Source organism: Caballeronia sp. Sq4a (assembly GCF_023170545.1).
Taxonomy (GTDB): Bacteria; Pseudomonadota; Gammaproteobacteria; order Burkholderiales; family Burkholderiaceae; genus Caballeronia.
In genome coordinates, this window is sequence record NZ_CP084250.1 from 2312840 (window position 1) to 2331366 (window position 18527).

Below are 18527 nucleotides of genomic sequence, written 5' to 3' on the forward strand. Positions count from 1 at the left end.
GAGTCCGCGATGGCAGGCCCGATCCGTTCCAGCATGCGCGGCAGCTCGCGCCGCGCAATGGCCGACATCAACGTCGTGCCGTATATCGACGTGATGCTCGTGCTGCTCGTCATCTTCATGGTGACCGCGCCGCTCGTGTCGCCTTCGATCATCAATCTGCCGACCGTCGGCAATGCGCAGCCGCAGGAACAGCAGCCGCCGCTTGTCATCAACATCAAGGCGGACGGCAGCATGAACGTGCGCTACAAGGAAGAAGGCGGCGCCACGCAAGAGCAGAAAATGACGAAGGGCGATCTCAACGCATTCGTGCTCAATCGTCAGGAGTCGCATCCGGATCAGCCGGTCGTGATCGCGGCTGACAAGACGGTGAAGTATGAAGTCGTCATGGACGTGATGTCCGATATGAAAGCGCGCGGCGTGAAGCGCGTTGGACTGCTCGTCAAATCGCAATGATCGATCGTCGCACCGGCCAGCCCCAGCAGGCGCGCGCGCGTTCCGCGCGGCCCATCCGTCCGCGGCGCGAGCGAGGCACGGGCAAGGCGTTCGCGCTCGCGGCCGTCATGCATTTGCTGCTCGGCTGGCTGCTCTATCACGGCATCAACTGGCAGAACAACACGCCGGCCGGCGCAGAAGCGGAAATCTGGACCGATATCCCCGACATGTCCGCGCCGACGCCGCGCCCCGCTCCTCCGCCGCCGGCGCCCGCGAAGGCGCAGCCCGCGCCGCCGCCCGCGAGAGACGAGCAGGCGGACATCGCGTTGCAGGAGAAGAAGCGCAAGCAGCAGGAAGCCGCCGCGCGCGAGGCGCAGCTTGCCGAGCAGCGTCGCGAGCAGCAGCAGGCGCAGCAGGAAGCCGAGGCGAAACGCCAGCAGCAACTCGCCGCGCAAGCGGCCGCCGCGGCAGCGGCGCAGAAGGCGATGCAGGACAAGCAGAAGCAGATCGAGAAGCAGCGTCAGGCGGAACTGCAGAAGCAACAGCAGCAAGCCAAGGCTCAGCAAGAGAAGGAACGCCAGCAGCAAGCCGAGGCGCAGAAGGCGGAACAACTCAAGGCTGAGCAACAGCAGGCGCAGAAGGAAGCCCGCGCGAAGGCCGACGCCGAAGCGAAAGCCAAGGCGCAGGCAAAGGCGAGGGCTGACGCGGAGGCAAAAGCGAAGGTCGACGCCGAGCGCCGGGCGCGGCTCGCCGCGTTGCAAGGCCAGTTGGGCGGCGGCACGAGTTCGAGCGGCGAAGGGCTCGCGAAGAGCGGCACGGGCCGGGGCGCGGGCGGCAACGCGACATCGCCCGGCTATGCCGAGAAGGTGCAGCGGCGCGTGCGGCCGAACATCGTCTGGGCCGGTGAGACCGCTGGACTCGAAACCGTCGTGTCGGTGCGTTGTTCGCCGTCGGGCACGCTGCTCTCGGCAAACATCAGCCGGTCGAGCGGCAACGAGCAATGGGATCAGGCGGCGCTTCGCGCGGTGCAGCGTTCGGACCCGATGCCCGTCGATGTCGACGGCAAGGCGCCCGATCATTTCACCATCACGCTGCGGCCGGCTGGAGGCTGATTCGGCCAGCGTGCGAGGCGCTTTGCGCTGGGAACGAATCGTGCAACCGGGGGTCTGTTCTGCATTCCCCAGACACTTGAAAACGCTTTTTTCGGAACCTAAACAGCATGAGTTTGATGACGAAGCTTGGCCTGAGAACGCTGGTCGCATCCTGCCTGATCGCAGCCGGCACCGCCGCACACGCCCAGTTGAACGTGCTCGTCACCGGCGTCGGTTCGACTCAGTTCCCGATCGCGACGGCCAATTTCGCCAACGAGGCGAGCTCGCCGCAGCAGATCAGCGCGATCATTCGTCAGGATCTGCAGAGGAGCGGCAAGTTCACGAACATCGACGCGGGCAGCACGCCGGTTTCGGAAACCGAATCCGTCGATCTCGGCGCGTGGAAGGCCAAGGGCGCGGACGCGTTCGTGTCGGGCAGCGTCACGCGCCTGTCGAACGGCCAGTACGAAGTGCGCTTTCGCCTCTATGACACGGTGAAGCAGCAGAATCTCGGCGGCCTGTCGCTCGTCAGCGCGGAAAGCGGCCTGCGCATGAGCGCGCACAAGATTGCGGATTACATCTACGCCAAGCTGCTCGGCGGCCGGGGCGTGTTCGCCACGCGCCTGTCGTATGTCATCCAGACGGGCGGGCGCTATCAGTTGCAGATTTCGGATTCGGACGGCCAGGACGCGAAGATCGCCCTCTCCAGCCCGGAACCGATCATCTCGCCGGCGTGGTCGCCGGACGGCACGAAGGTCGCGTACGTGTCCTTCGAAAAGAAGAAGCCCGTCGTCTACATTCACGACCTGCCGACGGGACGCCGCATCGTCGTGTCGAATCAGAAGGGCAACAACAGTGCGCCGGCGTGGTCGCCTGACGGCCGCAAGCTCGCGGTCGCCCTGTCGCGCACCGGCAATACGCAGATTTTCGAAGTCAACGCGGACGGCACCGGCCTGCGCCGTCTGACACAAGGCAGTTCCATCGATACCGAGCCGGCCTACTCGCCCGATGGCAACTCCATCTATTTCACGAGCGATCGCGGCGGCCAACCGCAGATCTACAGAATGCCGGCGGCGGGGGAATCTGCCGGCGCGGCCCAGCGGGTCACGTTCACGGGCAGCTACAACACGAGCCCGCGCGTGAGTCCGGACGGCAAGCAACTCGCGTACATTTCGCGCACCGGCGGCGGCTTCAAGCTGTATTTGCAGGACCTCGCGTCCGGCACGGCAACGGGGCTGACCGATACGACGCATGACGAATCGCCGAGCTTCGCGGCGAATGGTCAGTACATCCTCTACGCCACCCAAGTGAACGGACGTGGCGTGTTGGCAGCCGTGTCGACCGATGGTCGCACGCGGCAAGTCTTGTCCGTACAGGGCGGCGCGGTGCGCGAGCCGTCCTGGGGTCCGTTCATGCAATAAGTCCAGCAATACGTTTCACCTACAACGTTCAGCTACAACACAAGGAGAGGTACCATGATGTCGAAACTCCGTATCGGCCTGGCAGTTGCAATGGTCGGCGCATTGGCCGCGTGTCATTCGGGCGTGAAGCTCGATGAAGGCGCAAACAAGGGTGCGGTGAGCACGCAGCCCAACCCGACGGACGTGAAGCAAGTCAACATCGACCCGCTGAACGATCCGAACAGCCCGCTCGCCAAGCGCAGCATCTATTTCGACTTCGACAGCTACGCCGTGAAGGACGACTATCAGCCGCTGCTGCAACAACATTCGTCGTATCTGAAGAGCCATCCGGAGCGTCACGTCCTGATTCAGGGGAACACCGACGAACGCGGCACGAGCGAGTACAACCTCGCGCTCGGCCAGAAGCGCGCGGAAGCCGTGCGTCGCGCGATGTCGCTGATGGGCGTGGCCGATTCGCAGATGGAAGCCGTGAGCCTCGGCAAGGAAAAGCCGATGGCGACGGGTCACGACGAATCGTCGTACGCGCAGAACCGCCGCGCGGATCTCGTGTACCAGCAGTAATCGAACTAACGTAACCAGTCACGGGTGAGTCGCCCTATGTTGTATCGCTTTCCCTTGCTGCGCGCTGCCGCAGCCGCGTGTGTAGTCGGTTCGGCAATGCTCGGCGTGCCCGCGCACGCCGGCGTCTTCGACGACAACGAAGCGCGCAAAGCCGTGCTCGATCTGCGCACCAAGACCGATGGCCTCACCAATCAGTTGCAGGCTGCGCAGCGCACGATCCTCGATCAGCAGAATCGGCTCGACCAGCTGAATCAGCAGCTCGCGACGGTTCGCGGGCAGAACGAGGACCTGGCGAACCAGGTGGCCACGCTGCAAAAGCAGCAGAAGGACTATTACGCCGACCTCGATACGCGCTTGAAGAAGTTCGAGCCGCAGCAGCAGACCATCGACGGCGTGACGGGTTCGGTGCAGCCCGGCGAGACGGAAGCGTTCAACGCAGCGTCGACGGAGTTCCGTAACGGTGATTACAAGGGCGCCGCGGCGTCGTTCAAGGCGTTCGTCGCGAAGTATCCGCAAAGCCCGTATCAGCCGACCGCGCAGTACTGGCTCGGCAACGCGTTGTATGCGCAGCGCGACTACAAGGGCTCGACCGCGATCTGGCAGAATCTGGTGAAGACGTACCCCACGCATCCGCGAGCACCCGAAGCGTTGCTCGCAATCGCGAATAACCAGATCGAACAGGGCCAGAAATCGGCTGCGAAGCAGACGCTCCAACAGATCATCTCGCAGTATTCGGGCACTGAAGTCGCGCAGACGGCGCAAAGCAAGATGTCGCAGGTGAAGTAAGCGGAGCTCTTGAGCTTCTCCGGTTCCGCGCCTCTCGTTGAAGAACGCTCGCGGGCACGCATGCCGCGGGCGTTTTTCTTGAGCGAGTAACGGCGATATACGGTTGACAGTATTCGAGATCGCCGCTTATAATTTTGCCTCTTTCGGGTCGTTAGCTCAGCTGGTAGAGCAGCGGACTTTTAATCCGTTGGTCGCAGGTTCGAATCCCGCACGGCCTACCAAAGAATTCAAAGGGTTACAGGCGCAAGCCTGTAACCCTTTGTCGTTTCTGCTCATTAGTTCGCTCGATAGTTCGCTCGACGAACGGACGCTTCGGCACTCAGCGCAGTCGAGACACCGAATCTACACCGCGGTCACCCCGCCATCCACGGCCAGCACCTGCCCGGTTATGTGCTTGCCCGCATCGCTCGCAAAGAGAACAGCCGCGCCCTTCAGGTCTTCGTCGTCGCCGAGACGGTGAAGCGGAATGCTCTCGCACATGCGCTCGATGCCCCAGCGGTCGAGCGAGCTCTGCGTCATCCTCGACGGAAAGAAGCCGGGCGCAAGCGCGTTCACCGTGATGCCGTGCTCGCCCCACTCGCCCGCGAGCGTCCGCGTGAAATTCACGACCGCGCCTTTGGACGTGTTGTAGGCGATCGTCTCCATCGTGCCGGGCCCGTTGCCCGCGAGCCCCGAAATGGACGCCACGTTGATGATGCGTCCATAGCGGCGTGGAATCATCGAGAGCTTGCCGATGCGCTGCGTCAGCAGGAACAGCCCGCGAACGTTCAGATTCATTACCTTGTCCCAACCCGCGATCGGATGATCCTCGGCGGGCGCGCCCCATGTCGCGCCCGCGTTGTTCACCAGAATGTCGACGCGGCCGAGCGCGGCCAGCGCTTCATCGGCGAGGCGGGCGATTTCGTCCTCCCGCGCGCCGTCCGCCGCGATCCACCGCGCATCGACGCCGCGCGAGCGCAGATGCTGCGCGGCGGCATCGAGTTCATCCGGCTTGCGCGCGGACAGCACGATGCGCGCGCCCTGTTCGCCCAATGCCTCGGCAATCTGCAGGCCGAGGCCGCGTGAGCCGCCCGTCACGAGCGCGGTCTTGTCTCTCAGGTCGATGAGTTGTTGTACGGTGCGCATTCGCTCTCCTAGAACCACGCGTCCTGCATGTCGAGCGTCGTGCGGTCCAGCGACACGAGCAGATCGAACTGCGGTCCGACGCGCGGCAGTTCCCATTTGAAGAAGTAATCGGCGGCGGCGAGCTTGCCGCGATAGAACGCCGCGTCGTCGTCGTTGCCGGCGGCGGCGAGCCCCGCGCGCGCCGCAAGTGCCTGTTCGAGCCAGATCCACGCAACGGTCACATGGCCGAACGCCTCCATGTACAGCGACGCGTTCGCGAGCGTGACCGACGGATCGCCCGCCGCCCACAACATGCGCGTGACGTGCATGAGGCGCGTCACCGATTCGTCGAACGTGGAAGCGTGCTTGACGAGCGCCGCATCGCCCGTCGCGGACGCGCGCGCCGCGCTCGCATGCATGCGGTCCACGAGCAGCCGCAGCGCCGCGCCGTCCTTCATCGTTACCTTGCGGCCGAGCAGATCGAGCGCCTGAATGCCGTGCGTGCCTTCGTGGATCGCGTTGAGACGGTTGTCGCGATAGAACTGCTCGACGTTGTACTCGCGCGTGTAGCCGTAGCCGCCGTGCACCTGAATCGCGAGATTGTTCGCTTCCAGGCACCATTGCGACGGCCAGCTTTTCGCAATCGGCGTCAGGATGTCGAGCAAGAGCGTGAGGCGTTCGTGTTTTTGCGCGTCGTCGGCGGCTTCGGCGGCGCGCGCTTCGTCCACGAGCTTCGCGCAGTACAGGTTCAACGCGAGGCCGCCCTCCGCGTAGCTCTTCTGCGCGAGCAGCATGCGGCGCACGTCGGCGTGCTCCACGAGCTTGACCTGCGGGCTCGCCGGGTCCTTGCCCGCGCGTCCCGTCGGGCGTCCCTGAGGCCGGTTGCGCGCATAGTCGAGCGCATGCAGATAGCCCGTGTAACCGAGCACCGCCGCGCCGAGCCCGACGCCGATGCGCGCCTCGTTCATCATGTGGAACATGCAGGCGAGCCCCTGCCCCGCCTCGCCGACGAGATAGCCCACCGCGCCCGCCTTGCCCAGCGGCCGATGCCGCACGCCTTCGCCGAAGTTGAGCAGGCAGTTGGTCACGCCGCGATAGCCCATCTTGTGATTGAGCCCGGCGAGCACTACATCGTTATGTTCGCCGAGCGAGCCGTCTTCTTCGACCAGATACTTGGGCACGATGAAAAGCGAGATGCCCTTCACGCCGGGAATCAGCTTGCCGTCCGGACCGGGAATCTTCGCGAGCACCAGATGGACGATGTTCTCGGACAGCTCATGCTCGCCGCCCGAGATCCACATCTTGTTGCCGCGCAGCCGATACTGCGCCCCGAACGGCGATTCGCCCTCGTACTCGGCGCGCGTCGTGATATCCGACAACGACGAGCCCGCCTGCGGCTCGGACAAACACATGGTGCCGAAAAAGCGGCCTTCCAGTTCAGGACGCACGAAGGTGTCGATCTGCTCCTGCGTGCCGTGCGCGAGCAGCAGGTTCGCGTTGCCGATGGTCAGGAACGGAAACGCCGCCGTGCCGATATTCGCGGCGACGAAGTACGCGAAGCCCGCCTTCTCGACGACCACCGGCAACTGCATGCCGCCCAGATCGAAGTCCTGTCCGGCAGCCATCAACCCGGCATCGCTGAACGCCGTGAGCGCCGTCTTCACTTCGGGGATGACGTGCACGCGCTCGCCGTCGAAATGCGGCTCCTGCTGATCGCTTTTCTTGCTATGCGTGGCGAAGAGATCGGTGGCGATCTTCTCGCACGTATCGAGCGCGGCGTCGAACGTTTCGCGCGAATGGTCGGCGTAGCGCGGGTTGTCGGTGAGCGCCTGGACCTTCAGCCATTCGTACAGAAGAAAGTTCAGATCGCGCCGGGAAAGGATCAACGACATGTCTCTCGTCCTTGTCAAAGCACTTCGAAGAGGCCGGCCGCGCCTTGTCCGCCGCCGATGCACATCGTCACCACGACGTGCTTCACGCCGCGGCGCTTGCCTTCGATCAGCGCGTGTCCGACGAGCCGCGCGCCCGACACGCCGAACGGATGCCCCACCGCGATGGCGCCGCCGTTCACGTTGAGCCGCTCAATCGGAATGCTGAGCGTATCCGCGCAGTACAAGACCTGCACGGCGAAAGCCTCATTCAGCTCCCACAAGCCGATGTCGTCAACCGTCAGCCCCGCTTTCTTCAACAGCTTCGGCACCGCAAACACCGGTCCGATGCCCATTTCGTCCGGCTCGCAGCCCGCCACCGCGAAGCCGCGGAACACGCCGAGCGGCGCGATGCCCTTCGATGCGGCGACGCGCGCGTCCATCACGACGCATGCCGACGCGCCATCGGAGAACTGCGACGCGTTGCCCGCCGATATGACGCCGCCCGGCAGCGCGCTGCGAATCTTCGCGACGCCTTCCAAAGTCGTGTCCGCGCGAATGCCTTCGTCGGCGGCGATGGTCACTTCGCGGCTCACGATATCACCGGTCGCGCGATCGACGACGCCCGCCGTGACGGTCATCGGCACGATTTCATCGTCGAAGCGTCCCGCCTCGCGCGCCGCCGCCGCGCGCTGCTGGCTGCGCACGCCGTACTCGTCCTGCCGCTCGCGCGAAATGCCGTAGCGCCTGGCGACCTGCTCCGCCGTCTGCAACATGCTCCAGTAAATCTCGGGCTTGTTCGCGGCGAGCCACGGGTCGTTCGCGTACTCCATGTTCATCTGGCGCTGCGTCCACGAGATGCTTTCGACGCCGCCCGCCGCGTAAATTTCGCCTTCGCCTGTCATCACGCGCTGCGCGGCCATCGCAATGCTTTGCAGTCCGGACGAGCAGAAGCGGTTGATGGTCGCGCCCGGCACCGTCACCGGACAGCCCGCCCGCAACGCGATCTGACGGCCGATGTTGCCGCCCGTCGCGCCTTCGGGGTTCGCGCAGCCCATCAGCACGTCTTCGACTTCGCCAGCCTCGATGCCCGCCCGCGCGATAGCGTGCCGGACCGCGTGCGCGCCGAGCGTCGCGCCGTGCGTCATGTTGAACGCGCCCTTCCAGCTTTTGGCCAGCGCGGTACGCGCCGTCGATACGATCACTGCCTCGTTCATGTCTCGGTCCTTAGTCGTTGAAGCTCGCGCCGGCATCGGCGAGCCGCTGCAGGAGCGGCGCGACCGTCCACGCGTGGCCCTGGTAGCCGTTGGCGTAGCGGCGGATGGCCTGCGCCACCGCGTACAGGCCGATCTCGTCCGCGTACTGCATCGGCCCGCCGCGGAACTTCGGAAAGCCGTAGCCGTGCAGATAGACCATGTCGATATCGGATGCCTTCGACGCGATGCCTTCCTGCAAGATCAACGCGCCTTCGTTGACGAGCGCGAACACGAGCCGCTCGACGATTTCCTCGTCGCTGATCCTGCGCCGCGCGATGCCGAGATCCTTCGAATGCTGCACGATCATTTCGTCGACGACCGCGCTCGGATACGCCCGGCGATCGCCTGGCTTGTAGTCGTACCAGCCCGCCTGCGCTTTCTGGCCGAAGCGCCCCATCTCGCACAGCAGGTCGCCCGTCTTCGAGTAGTTGAACTCGGGCTGCTCGATGGCGCGGCGCTTGCGGATCGCCCAGCTGATGTCGTTGCCCGCCATGTCGATCATGCGGAACGGGCCCATTGCGAAGCCGAAGCGCTCGATCGCGCGGTCCACTTGCTGCGGCAGCGCGCCTTCGTCGAGCAGAAAGCCGGCTTGACGGCTGTACTGCTCGATCATGCGATTGCCGATGAAGCCGTCGCACACGCCCGACACCACCGCGACCTTGCCGATCTTCTTCGCGAGCTGCATCACCGTGGCGAGCACGTCTTTCGCGGTCCGCGCGCCGCGCACCACTTCCAGCAGCTTCATCACGTTCGCGGGGCTGAAGAAGTGCATGCCGATCACGTCTTGCGGGCGCTTCGTGAAGGACGCGATGGCGTCGATATCGAGCGTCGACGTATTCGATGCGAGGATCGCGCCGCGCTTCGCCACTTCGTCGAGCCGCTGGAACACGCTCTTCTTGACCTCGAGGTCTTCGAACACGGCTTCGATCACGAGATCGGCGTCGCGGATGTCGTCGTACGAGAGCGTGGTCGCAAGCCGCGCCATGCGCGCGTCCACATCGTCTTGCGTGAGCTTGCCCTTCTTCGCGGTGTTGTCGTAGTTGCGGCGAATCGCGCCGACGCCGCGCTCCAGCGCGTCCGCTTTCATCTCGAGCAGCGTGACCGGCACGCCCGCGTTCAGAAAGTTCATCGCGATGCCGCCGCCCATCGTGCCCGCGCCGATAACGGCCACCTTCGCGATGGCGCGCGTCGGCGTGTCGGCGGGCACGTCGGGGATGCGGCTCGCCGCGCGTTCGCCGAGGAAGGCGTGGCGCAGCGCGCGAGATTCCGGCGTGTTCATCAACGCCATGAAGCCGTCGCGCTCGGCCTTCAGGCCTTCATCGAATGGCTTCAGTGACGCCGCGACGGCATTCACGCAGGCCAGCGGCGCGGGATACGGCCCTGCGCTCGCTGCCACCGTGCTGCGCGCAAAGCCGAGATACGCTTCGGCGTGCGCGTGCTGCACTTTTGCGTCGCGCAGCTTGGGATGCGAACCGGCACGCCCGGCGACATCGCGCGCGAATTTCACGGCGGCCGCGACGACATCATCGGCGACGATCTCGTTGAAGAGGCCCGTGCCCGCGAACTGTTCGGCGAGCATGGTCTTGCCCGACACGATCATGTTGAGCGCTGCTTGGAGGCCGATTGCGCGCGGCAGGCGCTGCGTGCCGCCCGCGCCCGGCAACAGACCGAGATTCACTTCGGGCAGCGCGATCTTCGCTTGCCGCGTGGCGAGCCGGTAATGGCAGCCGAGCGCGAGTTCGAGCCCGCCGCCCATCGCGACCGAGTGAATCGCCGCGAGCATCGACTAGGTGACGACTTGCCCACGCCTTTCACCAAACACCTGGTTTCCACCAAGTTTTCGCCGCCGCGCATCGGCGCACGGCATGTCCCTCGCACGAACCTGCTCGCGCAACTGGATCGCGTGCATCAGGCGAAACTCGCGCTCGTGTCCGGCAGCGCCGGCTACGGCAAGACCGTGCTGCTCGCGCAATGGCGGCAGAACTGCCTGAAGTCCGGCGCGGAAGTCGCATGGCTTTCGCTCACCGCCGACGACGGCGGCTACGCGGATTTCTGCGCCGAACTCTTCGCGGCGATGCAGCGCCTGGGCATCTCGGTGGAGACCGACATGCCGCCCGACGACACGAGCGCGAGCGCAATGTACGCGGCGATCGCGGCCATCGTCGAAGGCGCGGTCGATCTGCCGAAGGACGTGTATCTGATCATCGACGACTATCACCACGTCGAAGCGCCCGCCGCGCACAAGTTCGTGCAGAAGCTGCTCGATCACGGGCCGGGCAATCTGCACCTCGTGATTTCGTCGCGCGTGACGCCGCCGCTGAGTCTCAGCCGCTTGCGGATGATGGGTCAGATCGTCGAAGTGGACAGCGCGGAATTGCCGTTCGATCTGCCGGAAACGCGGCATTTTCTCGACGAAAACCTCGGCACCGGCAAGATCAATGCGGACGAGCTCGGCCTGATTCACGAGCTCACGAGCGGCTGGCCGTCGTGCCTGCAACTCATCGTCACGATGCTGCGCAACCGCCCGGAAGCGCGGAGCATGCTGCAGGATCTCGTGTGGCGTTCCAATGATCTGCAGACCTATCTGAGCGAAGAGATCATCGCGCATCTGCCGGAGGAACTGACGGCGTTCGCCGAGAGCATGTGCGTGTTCCGGCGCTTCAACGCGTCCCTCGCGCAGAGCGTGACGGGTCAGGCGAACGCGGCGGATCTGCTCAAGAAGATGGAGGACGACAACCTGCTCACCATCCGAATCGATTCGGACGACAAAATGATCTGGTATCGCCTGCATCGGCTCTTCGGCGAGTTTCTTTCGACGCGTCTGGAGCGGCGCGGCCGCGACGCCGTGAACGAACTGCACAGGCGCGGCGCGCGCTGGTTCGCGGAAAACGGCCTGCTCGCCGATGCCATGCGCCACGCGAGTCTCGGCAACGACATCGAATACGCCACCGGCATGATCGAGCGCGCCGCGCCCGCGACGTGGAATCTCGACTATCTCAGCCCGACGCTGCATCTGCTGGATCGCGTGCCGGAAGAAGTGCTGTTCCGTCACCCGCGCCTGTTGTTCCTCGCGTGCCTGACGGTTTCGCTGACGTCGCGTCCCGCGAAGGCGAAGGCGTGGCTCGCGCAACTGCGCAGCGGCGCACACACCGTCCCGCCGGAAATCGAGCGCAGTCTGCCGCTCGTCGAGGCGGCCATCGCGTTCCAGAACGATGACGCCGCGCGCATGATCGAACTGCTGGAACCGGTGCGCGACGCGGCCGTCGAGAACCCGTTCCTGCGCTACATGCTGATCGCGGAACTGGGCGTCGCGTACCGCTCGGTCGGTCGCTACGCCGAAGCGAAGCGTCTCTTCGACACGCATCATGTCCCGCACGCCGATCGCAACAACGACATGGCGCTCGTCGTCGAGGCGACGCTGGTGTCGAATCTCATGTTCGAAGGCCGCATGCGCGATGCCGAGCGTCTGGGCTCGGCGTTGCTCGCGCGATCGGTGAAGGCGGCGGGCCATCATTCGATCAGCGCGAACGTGTGCGCCGGCCTGCTCGTGGAGGTGTACTACGAGCTCGATCGCATCGACGACGCCCGCGAGACGATCGCCAACCGGCGTGGCCTGCTGCATTCGTCGGGACCTGACGTCACGATCTGGGCATCGCTGTGCCGCGCGAGGCTCGATCTATTGCAGGAAGGCGCCGATGCCGCGCTCGCGTTCATCCGGCAGCAGACCTCGCATCTGCAAAGCCTCGGGCAGCGGCGTGCCGTCAGCTATATGCTCGCCGAACAGGTCAAGGTTCTGCTCGTCAAAGGCGATCGTACGGGCGCGAGCGAGACGGCGGCGCTGCTGGACGAACTGGCGCGCGCCAAGACGAATACGAATACGGATAAGGACACGGACGGCGCTGAGCTTCCCGATGAAATCGCGGCGAACGCGGCGCTCACGCGCGCGCGCGTGCTGCGCAACGACGATCCGGCCGAAGCCTTGCGCGCGCTCGACGTCGTCCGGGCGCATGCCGTCGGCTTCAACCGCAGCCGCTTGCTTGCGCTCGTCGATCTGCTGTCGGGCGCGGTGCTCGCGGACATGAAGCGGACGGACGACGCGAACGCATGCCTGCTTCGCGCGGTGCAGGCGGGACGCGAGCTCGGCCTCGTGCGGACGTTCGTCGATGAAGCGCATATCGTCGGCAAGCAGCTCGGCGCTCTGTTGCGCGAGAAGCGGCTCGATGCATCCAGCCTGCGCTATCTCGAAGAGCTGGTCGCGAAGCTCGCCGATAGCGCCAGCGCGGACGACGCCGCGTCGATGCTGCGACGCGCGAACACGTCGAAGACGGACGCCGTGCTCACGCAACGCGAAGTCGAGATACTCGGGCTCGTCGCGCAGGCCATGTCGAACAAGCGCATCGCGCTCACGCTGAACATCACGCTCGAAACGGTGAAATGGAACCTGCGCAATATTTTCGCGAAGCTGGGCGTATCGAGCCGTTACGACGCGATGGTCTGGGCGCGTAAGCAGGAGCTGATTCAGTAGGCGTCGCTGACGGCATGTCGTTCGAGACACGTTATGTCCCGGTCATTCCTATAATGAGGCGATAACGCCTCAAGGAACCGCCCCATGACCTCCAGTCTCGACGAAGCCATTCTCCGCGTGCTGCCGACGGAGCGGGACGCCGTCTCGTGGCTCTCCACGCCCGAAGTGCGCCGCCGGCTCGAAGAGCGCGGGCATCGCGTCGGATACACGAAGAAGGTACAGCGCCATCTCACCGCATTGGAAGCCGAGTCGCGCGTCATCTCCACGATCAACGGCCGCGAGTTGCTGTGGCAGCGCAAGCCGTGGCTGCACGGCCTTCAGGAAGGCGTCGGGCTGATGAGCGCGTCGGAGGCCGTCGCGTTCCATATTCTTCAGCGCTTCGCGGGCAACAAACTGCCGGCCGCCGTCACGCAAGACATCGATCCGCTGTTCAAGGCGGCGGAAGCGCGGCTGTCGCAGGAAAAAGCGGACAGCCGCATGTATCGCGCGTGGGCCGACAAGATCGATTCGGTGGATGGCGCGTTCACGCTGATTCGCCCGAAGCTGCGGCCGGAGATTTTCAACACGGTGGCGACCGCGACGTTCTTCGAGCGCGAATTGCTGGTGCAGTATCGCGCCGCGTACCGCAGCGAAAGCAAGGAAAAGAGCGATGCGCCGAAGACGAAGCGCCTCTGGCCGCTCGCGCTCGTCGAATCGGCGGGCGTCATGTACATGGTCGCGCAGGACCCGCGCCGCGCGCCTCCCGCCGGCGAAGGCGAGCCGGAATCGGCGCGCGCGCTGTATCGGCTGGACCGCATTCGGTCCGTGACGGAGTCCGGCGAATCGTTCAGCTATCCGGCGGACTTCCGGCTGCGCAAATACATCGAGACGCAGCAGGCATTCGACTTTCTGCCCGAACCGGCGGTAAAGCTGGAGCTTGCGTTCGAAGGCAGCGCGGGCAATCAGTTGCGCGAATCGCCGATGTCGAAGGATCAGCAAATCGACACCCTGCCCGATGGCCGCATGAAAGTGACCGGCACCGTCACGCCGAGCCTCAAGCTGCGCTGGTGGCTGCGCGCGCTCGGCGCGGGCGTCGAGATTCTTGCGCCGCAAGCGTTGCGCGACGAGTTCGCGCAGGACTATCTGAAGCTCGCGAACCGCTATCGGCATGCAACGGCAAGCGCGCACGCAGGAGAAGCGGCATGAGTGACGAAGCGCTCATTGAGCAAGCCGCTGCGTGGATCGCCGACGCCGATGGCCTCCTGATTACCGCGGGCGCGGGCATGGGCGTCGATTCGGGCCTCCCTGACTTTCGCGGCCCGGAAGGCTTCTGGCGCGCGTATCCGGCGTTGCGGCATCACGGCTTCTCGTTCGAAGACATGGCGAATCCGGACGGCTTCGTTCGGCATCCACGCCTTGCGTGGGGCTTCTACGGGCATCGGCTGGCGCTGTATCGCGCGACGCAGCCGCACGAAGGCTTCGACGTGCTGCGGCGCTGGGGCGCGCGCCTGCGTCACGGCGCGTTCGTTTTCACGAGCAACGTCGACGGTCAATTCCAGCGCGCCGGTTTCGCCGCCGAGCGCGTCGCGCAGTGCCACGGCGCCATCCATGCGATGCAGTGCATCGACGCCTGCACGAACCACATCTGGCCCGCCGACGCGTTCGAGCCGGTCGTCGACGAAAGCCGCTGCGAGCTCGTCAACGCGTTGCCGCTTTGTCCGCATTGCGGCCGTCTCGCGCGCCCGAACATTCTGATGTTCGGTGACTGGAGCTGGATCGACACGCAATCGGCGCGAGAAGAACGGCGACTCGCGGCTTGGCTTGAAAGCGTCGAACGGCTCGTCGTCGTGGAACTGGGCGCGGGCCGCGCGCTGCCGACGGTGCGGCGCTTCAGCGAACGGCACGGCCCGCGCGTCGTGCGCATCAATCCGCGCGAGCACGGCATCGCGCCGGGCGTGGGCGTGGGCATCGCGGGCGGCGCGAAGGAGACGCTGCTGCGGCTCGATCGCGGGCTGAACGGCTGATGCCGCCTCGCGCTTCAGCCCATGTACCGCACGTTGACCTGCGGCCCGAACACTTCGCCCACCATGCCGACGAGATGATCGTGATGGCTCAGAAAGATCACCTGCGTGCGCCTGGCGATCTGCGCCAGCACGCGCAGGCCGGCGCGCGCGCGGCCATCGTCGAAATTGATGAACAGGTCGTCCGCGACGAACGGCAGCGCCGATGCCTTCTCACCATGCTCCTCCAGCGCCGCGAGCCGCAGCGCGAGAAAAAGCTGATCGCGCGTGCCCTCGCTCATTCCGCCGATTTCGACATGCGCGCCGTTCGTCGCGCGCACGGCGGCGAGCGCCATCGGCTGGCGGTCGTAATCGACGACGAGCCGCGAAAACGCCCCGAGCGTCAATTCCGCGAAGATGGCGCTCGCACGCGAAAGCATCGGGCCCTGGCGGCGCTCGCGGTAACGGTCGATGGCCCACTTCAGCAGCGTCGATGCCGTTTCCACCTTGATAAAGCGTTCGGCGGCATCGGCCATGGCGGCGAGCGCTTCCTGACGCTTCGCCTCGGCGCGCGCCGCGTTGGCTTCGCCTGAAATCGCCTTCAGTTCGCGTTCGGCGGCGTCGAGTTCGGCGGCCAGCGCTGTCGACACTTTCACCGATTCGTTGAGCGCGCTGCTCGTCAGCGATAGTTGCGCCTGCACGTCCGCGATGTCCGCGCCGTCCACTTCCGCGATCAGCGCGTCGAGCGCGAGTCCGTCGCCGCCTTTGATGAATGCGTCGCGCGCCTCGTTCACGGCGGCGGTCAGGTCGCGCTTGCGTTGCGACTCGGCGATGCGCGCGGCGAGCAGTTCCGGCGTATCGACGCCCGCGAGTTCGTAGAGCGGGCGCAGCGTCGCGCGGGCTTCGTCGAGCGCAGCCTTCGCGGCGCTCGCTTGCTCGTTGGCGGTTGCCAGTTCCCGGCGGATGCGCTCCGCTTCGCCGCGCGCCGCGCACGCGCTCTCCAGCCGCGACGACAGTTCCGCCGAAATGCCGCTTGCTTCGAGCGCGGCAAGCTCACGGTCGATGTGCGTGGCGAGCCGCGCCGCGTCCGCTTGGAACGCGGCGAGCGACGCGCGCATCGGTTCGATCTGTTGCGAGCGAATGGCGTCGATCTGCGCGAGTTGATCGCCGATCTTCTTCACGATGCCGATGGCCGTTTCCGCCGCCGCCTGCGACTCCGCCGCGACCGCGAGGCCCGCGCGACCGACCGCTGCCGACCAGTCGCGCTGCCACTGCTCGAACGCGTCGCGGGCGGTCTTCGCGGCGCGTTGGCGCGCGACGCTCTCGGCACGCGCTGCGTCCAGCTGTTCGCTCACGTGACGCCGCGTGACCGCTGCCTCGTCGACGGCGCTGATATGGCGCTCGGCGATGTCGCATAGCGCGTCGAGGTCGGCGGACGGATCGGCAGCCACGCCCGCCTGCGCGAGTTGCCGCGCGAGTTCGGCGCGACGCGAGTCTGCATCGGCGGATTCGCGTGACAGTTCTTCGGTGTAGCGGTCCAGCGTCTGCGATGCGGCAAGCGCCTGATCGCGGCGCGCGAGCCACGACGGCGCGTCGTCGAGCGCCATCTCCGCAATCTGCGATTGGGCGGCCAGCGCGGCCCACGCGGCGTCGAATTCAGCGAGCGCCGTCGCGGCATCGCGCGCGGCCTGCTCCCGGCGTGCGACGGCTTCCTGTTCCACCGCCACGCGCCGCTTCAGCGCGACGAGCTGCGTCGCCTGACCGACCGAGCCGAGTTGACGATCCGCGAGCCCGTCGGCGGCGTGCATCGCCGTTTCGAAGCGCGGCGCGGCTGTCGCGAGCGGCGTCTCGCCCGCGCGGATCGCGTGCCACGCGGCGTTGCGCGCGTCGCGGGCCTCGCGGACATCGGCGGCCGTCACGACATCGTGTGTCTGCACGAAATCGCCCAGTTCGGTTTGTGTCGCGTGCAGCGCGTCTTGCGCTTCCTTCAGCCGATCGCCGGCCACCGCGAGCCGTGAGGCCAGCGCCTGCCGTTCGTCGCGCAGCACCGCGATGCGCTCGGCGGCGGGCAGCGTCATCGCGCGCAGTTCGGGCAGCGGCCGCGTCCACTTGCCGAGCGACGCGAGCGCCGCCTGCAAGGCGTGGTCGGCTTCGCGGCGGGCGTCGTCGAGGCGGCGTTGCGTCGTCGCGGTATCGCGAGACTTCTGCGCCGCCCGCAGCGCCACGCGCAAGCCAGGCGCGACGTCGCAATCGGACAGCGCGGCGAGCCGCGTCTCCAACGCCGCGATCCGCTCCACGCTCTCGTGCGCCGCGCGCTCGGCGTTGCGGGCCGCAAGTTCCAATTCGCCGCGATCCAGCATCAGGCTCGACACGGTCTGCAGCACGAGCGGTCCGGGCAGCGACTGCCGCGCGCTTGCTTCGTCCTGCGGCCAGCCGAGTTGCGCGCAATCCTGCGCAATCTGCCGCACGCGCACGGCGACTTCCTGTTCGAGTCGCGCGATCTCGTTCGCGTGATTCGCGCATTGATGCCGCGTCCCTTCGAGCGCGCGAATGTCCGCTTCGACCGCGAGCAGCGCCTGATCGATGCGAATCTCGCTCAAGTCCTTCTGCAACTGCTCGACGTCGCCAGTGTGCAGATCGAGCGCGGTCTGCGCCGACGCCAGCCGCGTGAGCGCGTTCTGGAGCGTCGCTTCGGCGTTGGCGGGCAGATCGGCGGTATCGCCGAGCGCGTCGAGTTCCGCCGACTTCGCCCGCCAGACGTTGAGATACGGCGCGGCGCGGCGGATGCGTTCGAGCTTTGCGCGCATGACTTCCAGTTCCGCGCGACGCGCTTCCTGCTCGCGGCTGCGCTCCTGCGCCTCCTCCACCGCGCCGTGCGCCCGACGCCACTGCGCCGTCCGCACGCTCGCCGCCTTGAGTTCGGCGGTGGCTTCTTCGTAATGCTTCAGCGCGACGTAGTACGCCCGCTCGCCCGACTTGCGCTTGGCCCAAAGACTGTCGGCTTCATCGGCGAGACGCTGGCGCACTTGGCCCAGACTCGCGATGCCCGCCGCCGACTGAAACAGCACCTGCCCGACATCGCTCGATGCGTCGAGGATGCTCTGGCCGCCGCGAATCAGCGCCGTGTGATCGAGGCAATACATCTGCTCGAAGAAGCTCTTGTCGGCGGTGCCGAGGAACGGGGCGAGCGCATCGGCGGCGAGCGGGTCGCCGTTCGGCGTCGTGAGCGGCGACTTGCGGCTCTTCGTGCGATGAAAGGCGAGCGCCGCGCCGTCTTTCTCCAGCTTCGCGCCCAGCCGCAGATCGCTCTGCGGATGCAAAAACGCGAGCGACGAGCTATGCGGCATGCCGAAAAGCAGTTCGGAAATGGCCGTCTTGATGGTGGATTTGCCCGCCTCGTTCGGGCCGACGACGAAATGGAAATCGTGCTCCGCCAGCGGAAACTCGACGGCGTGATCCGTGAATTTGCCGAAGCGGATGAGATCGAGCTGGCTGATGCGCATC

Annotated in this window: 12 protein-coding genes, 1 tRNA gene and 1 pseudogene; 9 read left to right on the forward strand and 5 right to left on the reverse strand. The window is 66.0% G+C overall.

Annotated elements, in window-relative coordinates; genetic code table 11:
* The first annotated feature begins 9 nt into the window (after positions 1 to 9).
* The 6 genes from tolR to LDZ24_RS11015 all read left to right on the forward strand — a co-directional run bounded on the left by tolR (position 10) and on the right by LDZ24_RS11015 (position 4512).
* The gene (gene tolR / locus LDZ24_RS10990) at positions 10 to 453 is read left to right on the forward strand and encodes a protein TolR (protein WP_175944941.1); all 444 of its coding nucleotides are present in this window, start codon (positions 10 to 12) and stop codon (positions 451 to 453) included.
* On the forward strand, positions 450 to 1544 hold the full coding sequence (gene tolA / locus LDZ24_RS10995; protein WP_248320472.1) for a cell envelope integrity protein TolA: 1095 nt from the start codon (positions 450 to 452) through the stop codon (positions 1542 to 1544). The genes tolR and tolA overlap by 4 nt, the downstream gene beginning before the upstream one ends.
* A 107-nt stretch (positions 1545 to 1651) precedes the next feature.
* A complete protein-coding gene (gene tolB, locus LDZ24_RS11000) occupies positions 1652 to 2944 on the forward strand; it encodes a Tol-Pal system beta propeller repeat protein TolB (protein ID WP_244847192.1) in 1293 nt (430 codons plus the stop codon).
* 54 nt (positions 2945 to 2998) lie between these two features.
* On the forward strand, positions 2999 to 3505 hold the full coding sequence (gene pal, locus LDZ24_RS11005; RefSeq protein ID WP_244847193.1) for a peptidoglycan-associated lipoprotein Pal: 507 nt from the start codon (positions 2999 to 3001) through the stop codon (positions 3503 to 3505).
* Positions 3506 to 3541: 36 nt separating this feature from the next.
* On the forward strand, positions 3542 to 4291 hold the full coding sequence (ybgF, locus tag LDZ24_RS11010) for a tol-pal system protein YbgF (protein WP_248320473.1): 750 nt from the start codon (positions 3542 to 3544) through the stop codon (positions 4289 to 4291).
* Between the two features lie 145 nt (positions 4292 to 4436).
* Positions 4437 to 4512 (forward strand) — tRNA-Lys (locus tag LDZ24_RS11015).
* Positions 4513 to 4633: 121 nt separating this feature from the next.
* On the opposite strand, the gene LDZ24_RS11020 is transcribed toward LDZ24_RS11015, so the two are convergent.
* The 4 genes and pseudogenes from LDZ24_RS11020 to LDZ24_RS11035 all read right to left on the reverse strand — a co-directional run.
* Positions 4634 to 5416: an SDR family oxidoreductase gene (locus tag LDZ24_RS11020; RefSeq protein ID WP_248320474.1), complete on the reverse strand. Its 783-nt coding sequence runs from the start codon at positions 5414 to 5416 to the stop codon at positions 4634 to 4636.
* A gap of 8 nt (positions 5417 to 5424) precedes the next feature.
* A complete protein-coding gene (locus LDZ24_RS11025) occupies positions 5425 to 7287 on the reverse strand; it encodes an acyl-CoA dehydrogenase (RefSeq protein ID WP_248320475.1) in 1863 nt (620 codons plus the stop codon).
* 14 nt (positions 7288 to 7301) lie between these two features.
* A complete protein-coding gene (locus LDZ24_RS11030) occupies positions 7302 to 8480 on the reverse strand; it encodes an acetyl-CoA C-acyltransferase (RefSeq protein ID WP_248320476.1) in 1179 nt (392 codons plus the stop codon).
* 10 nt (positions 8481 to 8490) lie between these two features.
* Positions 8491 to 10302: pseudogene (locus LDZ24_RS11035) on the reverse strand (3-hydroxyacyl-CoA dehydrogenase NAD-binding domain-containing protein); the annotation flags it as partial.
* Between the two features lie 15 nt (positions 10303 to 10317).
* Between LDZ24_RS11035 and LDZ24_RS11040 the strand changes: the two are divergent.
* From LDZ24_RS11040 to LDZ24_RS11050, 3 genes are all read left to right on the forward strand, one after another.
* Positions 10318 to 13044, forward strand: coding sequence for a LuxR C-terminal-related transcriptional regulator (locus LDZ24_RS11040; RefSeq protein ID WP_248320477.1), 2727 nt, complete (start codon positions 10318 to 10320; stop codon positions 13042 to 13044).
* Between the two features lie 84 nt (positions 13045 to 13128).
* Entirely contained in the window at positions 13129 to 14229 is a 1101-nt protein-coding gene (locus LDZ24_RS11045; protein WP_248320478.1) for a YafY family protein, read from the forward strand.
* Positions 14226 to 15047: a Sir2 family NAD-dependent protein deacetylase gene (locus LDZ24_RS11050; protein ID WP_248320479.1), complete on the forward strand. Its 822-nt coding sequence runs from the start codon at positions 14226 to 14228 to the stop codon at positions 15045 to 15047. The genes LDZ24_RS11045 and LDZ24_RS11050 overlap by 4 nt, the downstream gene beginning before the upstream one ends.
* A 14-nt stretch (positions 15048 to 15061) precedes the next feature.
* Here the strand turns inward: LDZ24_RS11050 and LDZ24_RS11055 are convergent, their stop codons facing one another.
* Complete coding sequence (locus LDZ24_RS11055) at positions 15062 to 18526, reverse strand: YhaN family protein (protein WP_248320480.1); 3465 nt, start codon at positions 18524 to 18526, stop codon at positions 15062 to 15064.
* Between the last annotated feature and the right edge of the window lies 1 nt (position 18527).

What these genes read in the sequence shown, in the direction of transcription:
- tolR (WP_175944941.1), top strand. Translation starts at nt 10, where the DNA reads ATGGCAGGCCCGATCCGTTCCAGCATGCGCGGCAGCTCGCGCCGCGCA.
- tolA (WP_248320472.1), top strand. Translation starts at nt 450, where the DNA reads ATGATCGATCGTCGCACCGGCCAGCCCCAGCAGGCGCGCGCGCGTTCC.
- tolB (WP_244847192.1), top strand. Translation starts at nt 1,652, where the DNA reads ATGAGTTTGATGACGAAGCTTGGCCTGAGAACGCTGGTCGCATCCTGC.
- pal (WP_244847193.1), top strand. Translation starts at nt 2,999, where the DNA reads ATGATGTCGAAACTCCGTATCGGCCTGGCAGTTGCAATGGTCGGCGCA.
- ybgF (WP_248320473.1), top strand. Translation starts at nt 3,542, where the DNA reads ATGTTGTATCGCTTTCCCTTGCTGCGCGCTGCCGCAGCCGCGTGTGTA.
- LDZ24_RS11020 (WP_248320474.1), bottom strand. Translation starts at nt 5,416, where the DNA reads ATGCGCACCGTACAACAACTCATCGACCTGAGAGACAAGACCGCGCTC.
- LDZ24_RS11025 (WP_248320475.1), bottom strand. Translation starts at nt 7,287, where the DNA reads ATGTCGTTGATCCTTTCCCGGCGCGATCTGAACTTTCTTCTGTACGAA.
- LDZ24_RS11030 (WP_248320476.1), bottom strand. Translation starts at nt 8,480, where the DNA reads ATGAACGAGGCAGTGATCGTATCGACGGCGCGTACCGCGCTGGCCAAA.
- LDZ24_RS11045 (WP_248320478.1), top strand. Translation starts at nt 13,129, where the DNA reads ATGACCTCCAGTCTCGACGAAGCCATTCTCCGCGTGCTGCCGACGGAG.
- LDZ24_RS11050 (WP_248320479.1), top strand. Translation starts at nt 14,226, where the DNA reads ATGAGTGACGAAGCGCTCATTGAGCAAGCCGCTGCGTGGATCGCCGAC.
- LDZ24_RS11055 (WP_248320480.1), bottom strand. Translation starts at nt 18,526, where the DNA reads ATGCGCATCAGCCAGCTCGATCTCATCCGCTTCGGCAAATTCACGGAT.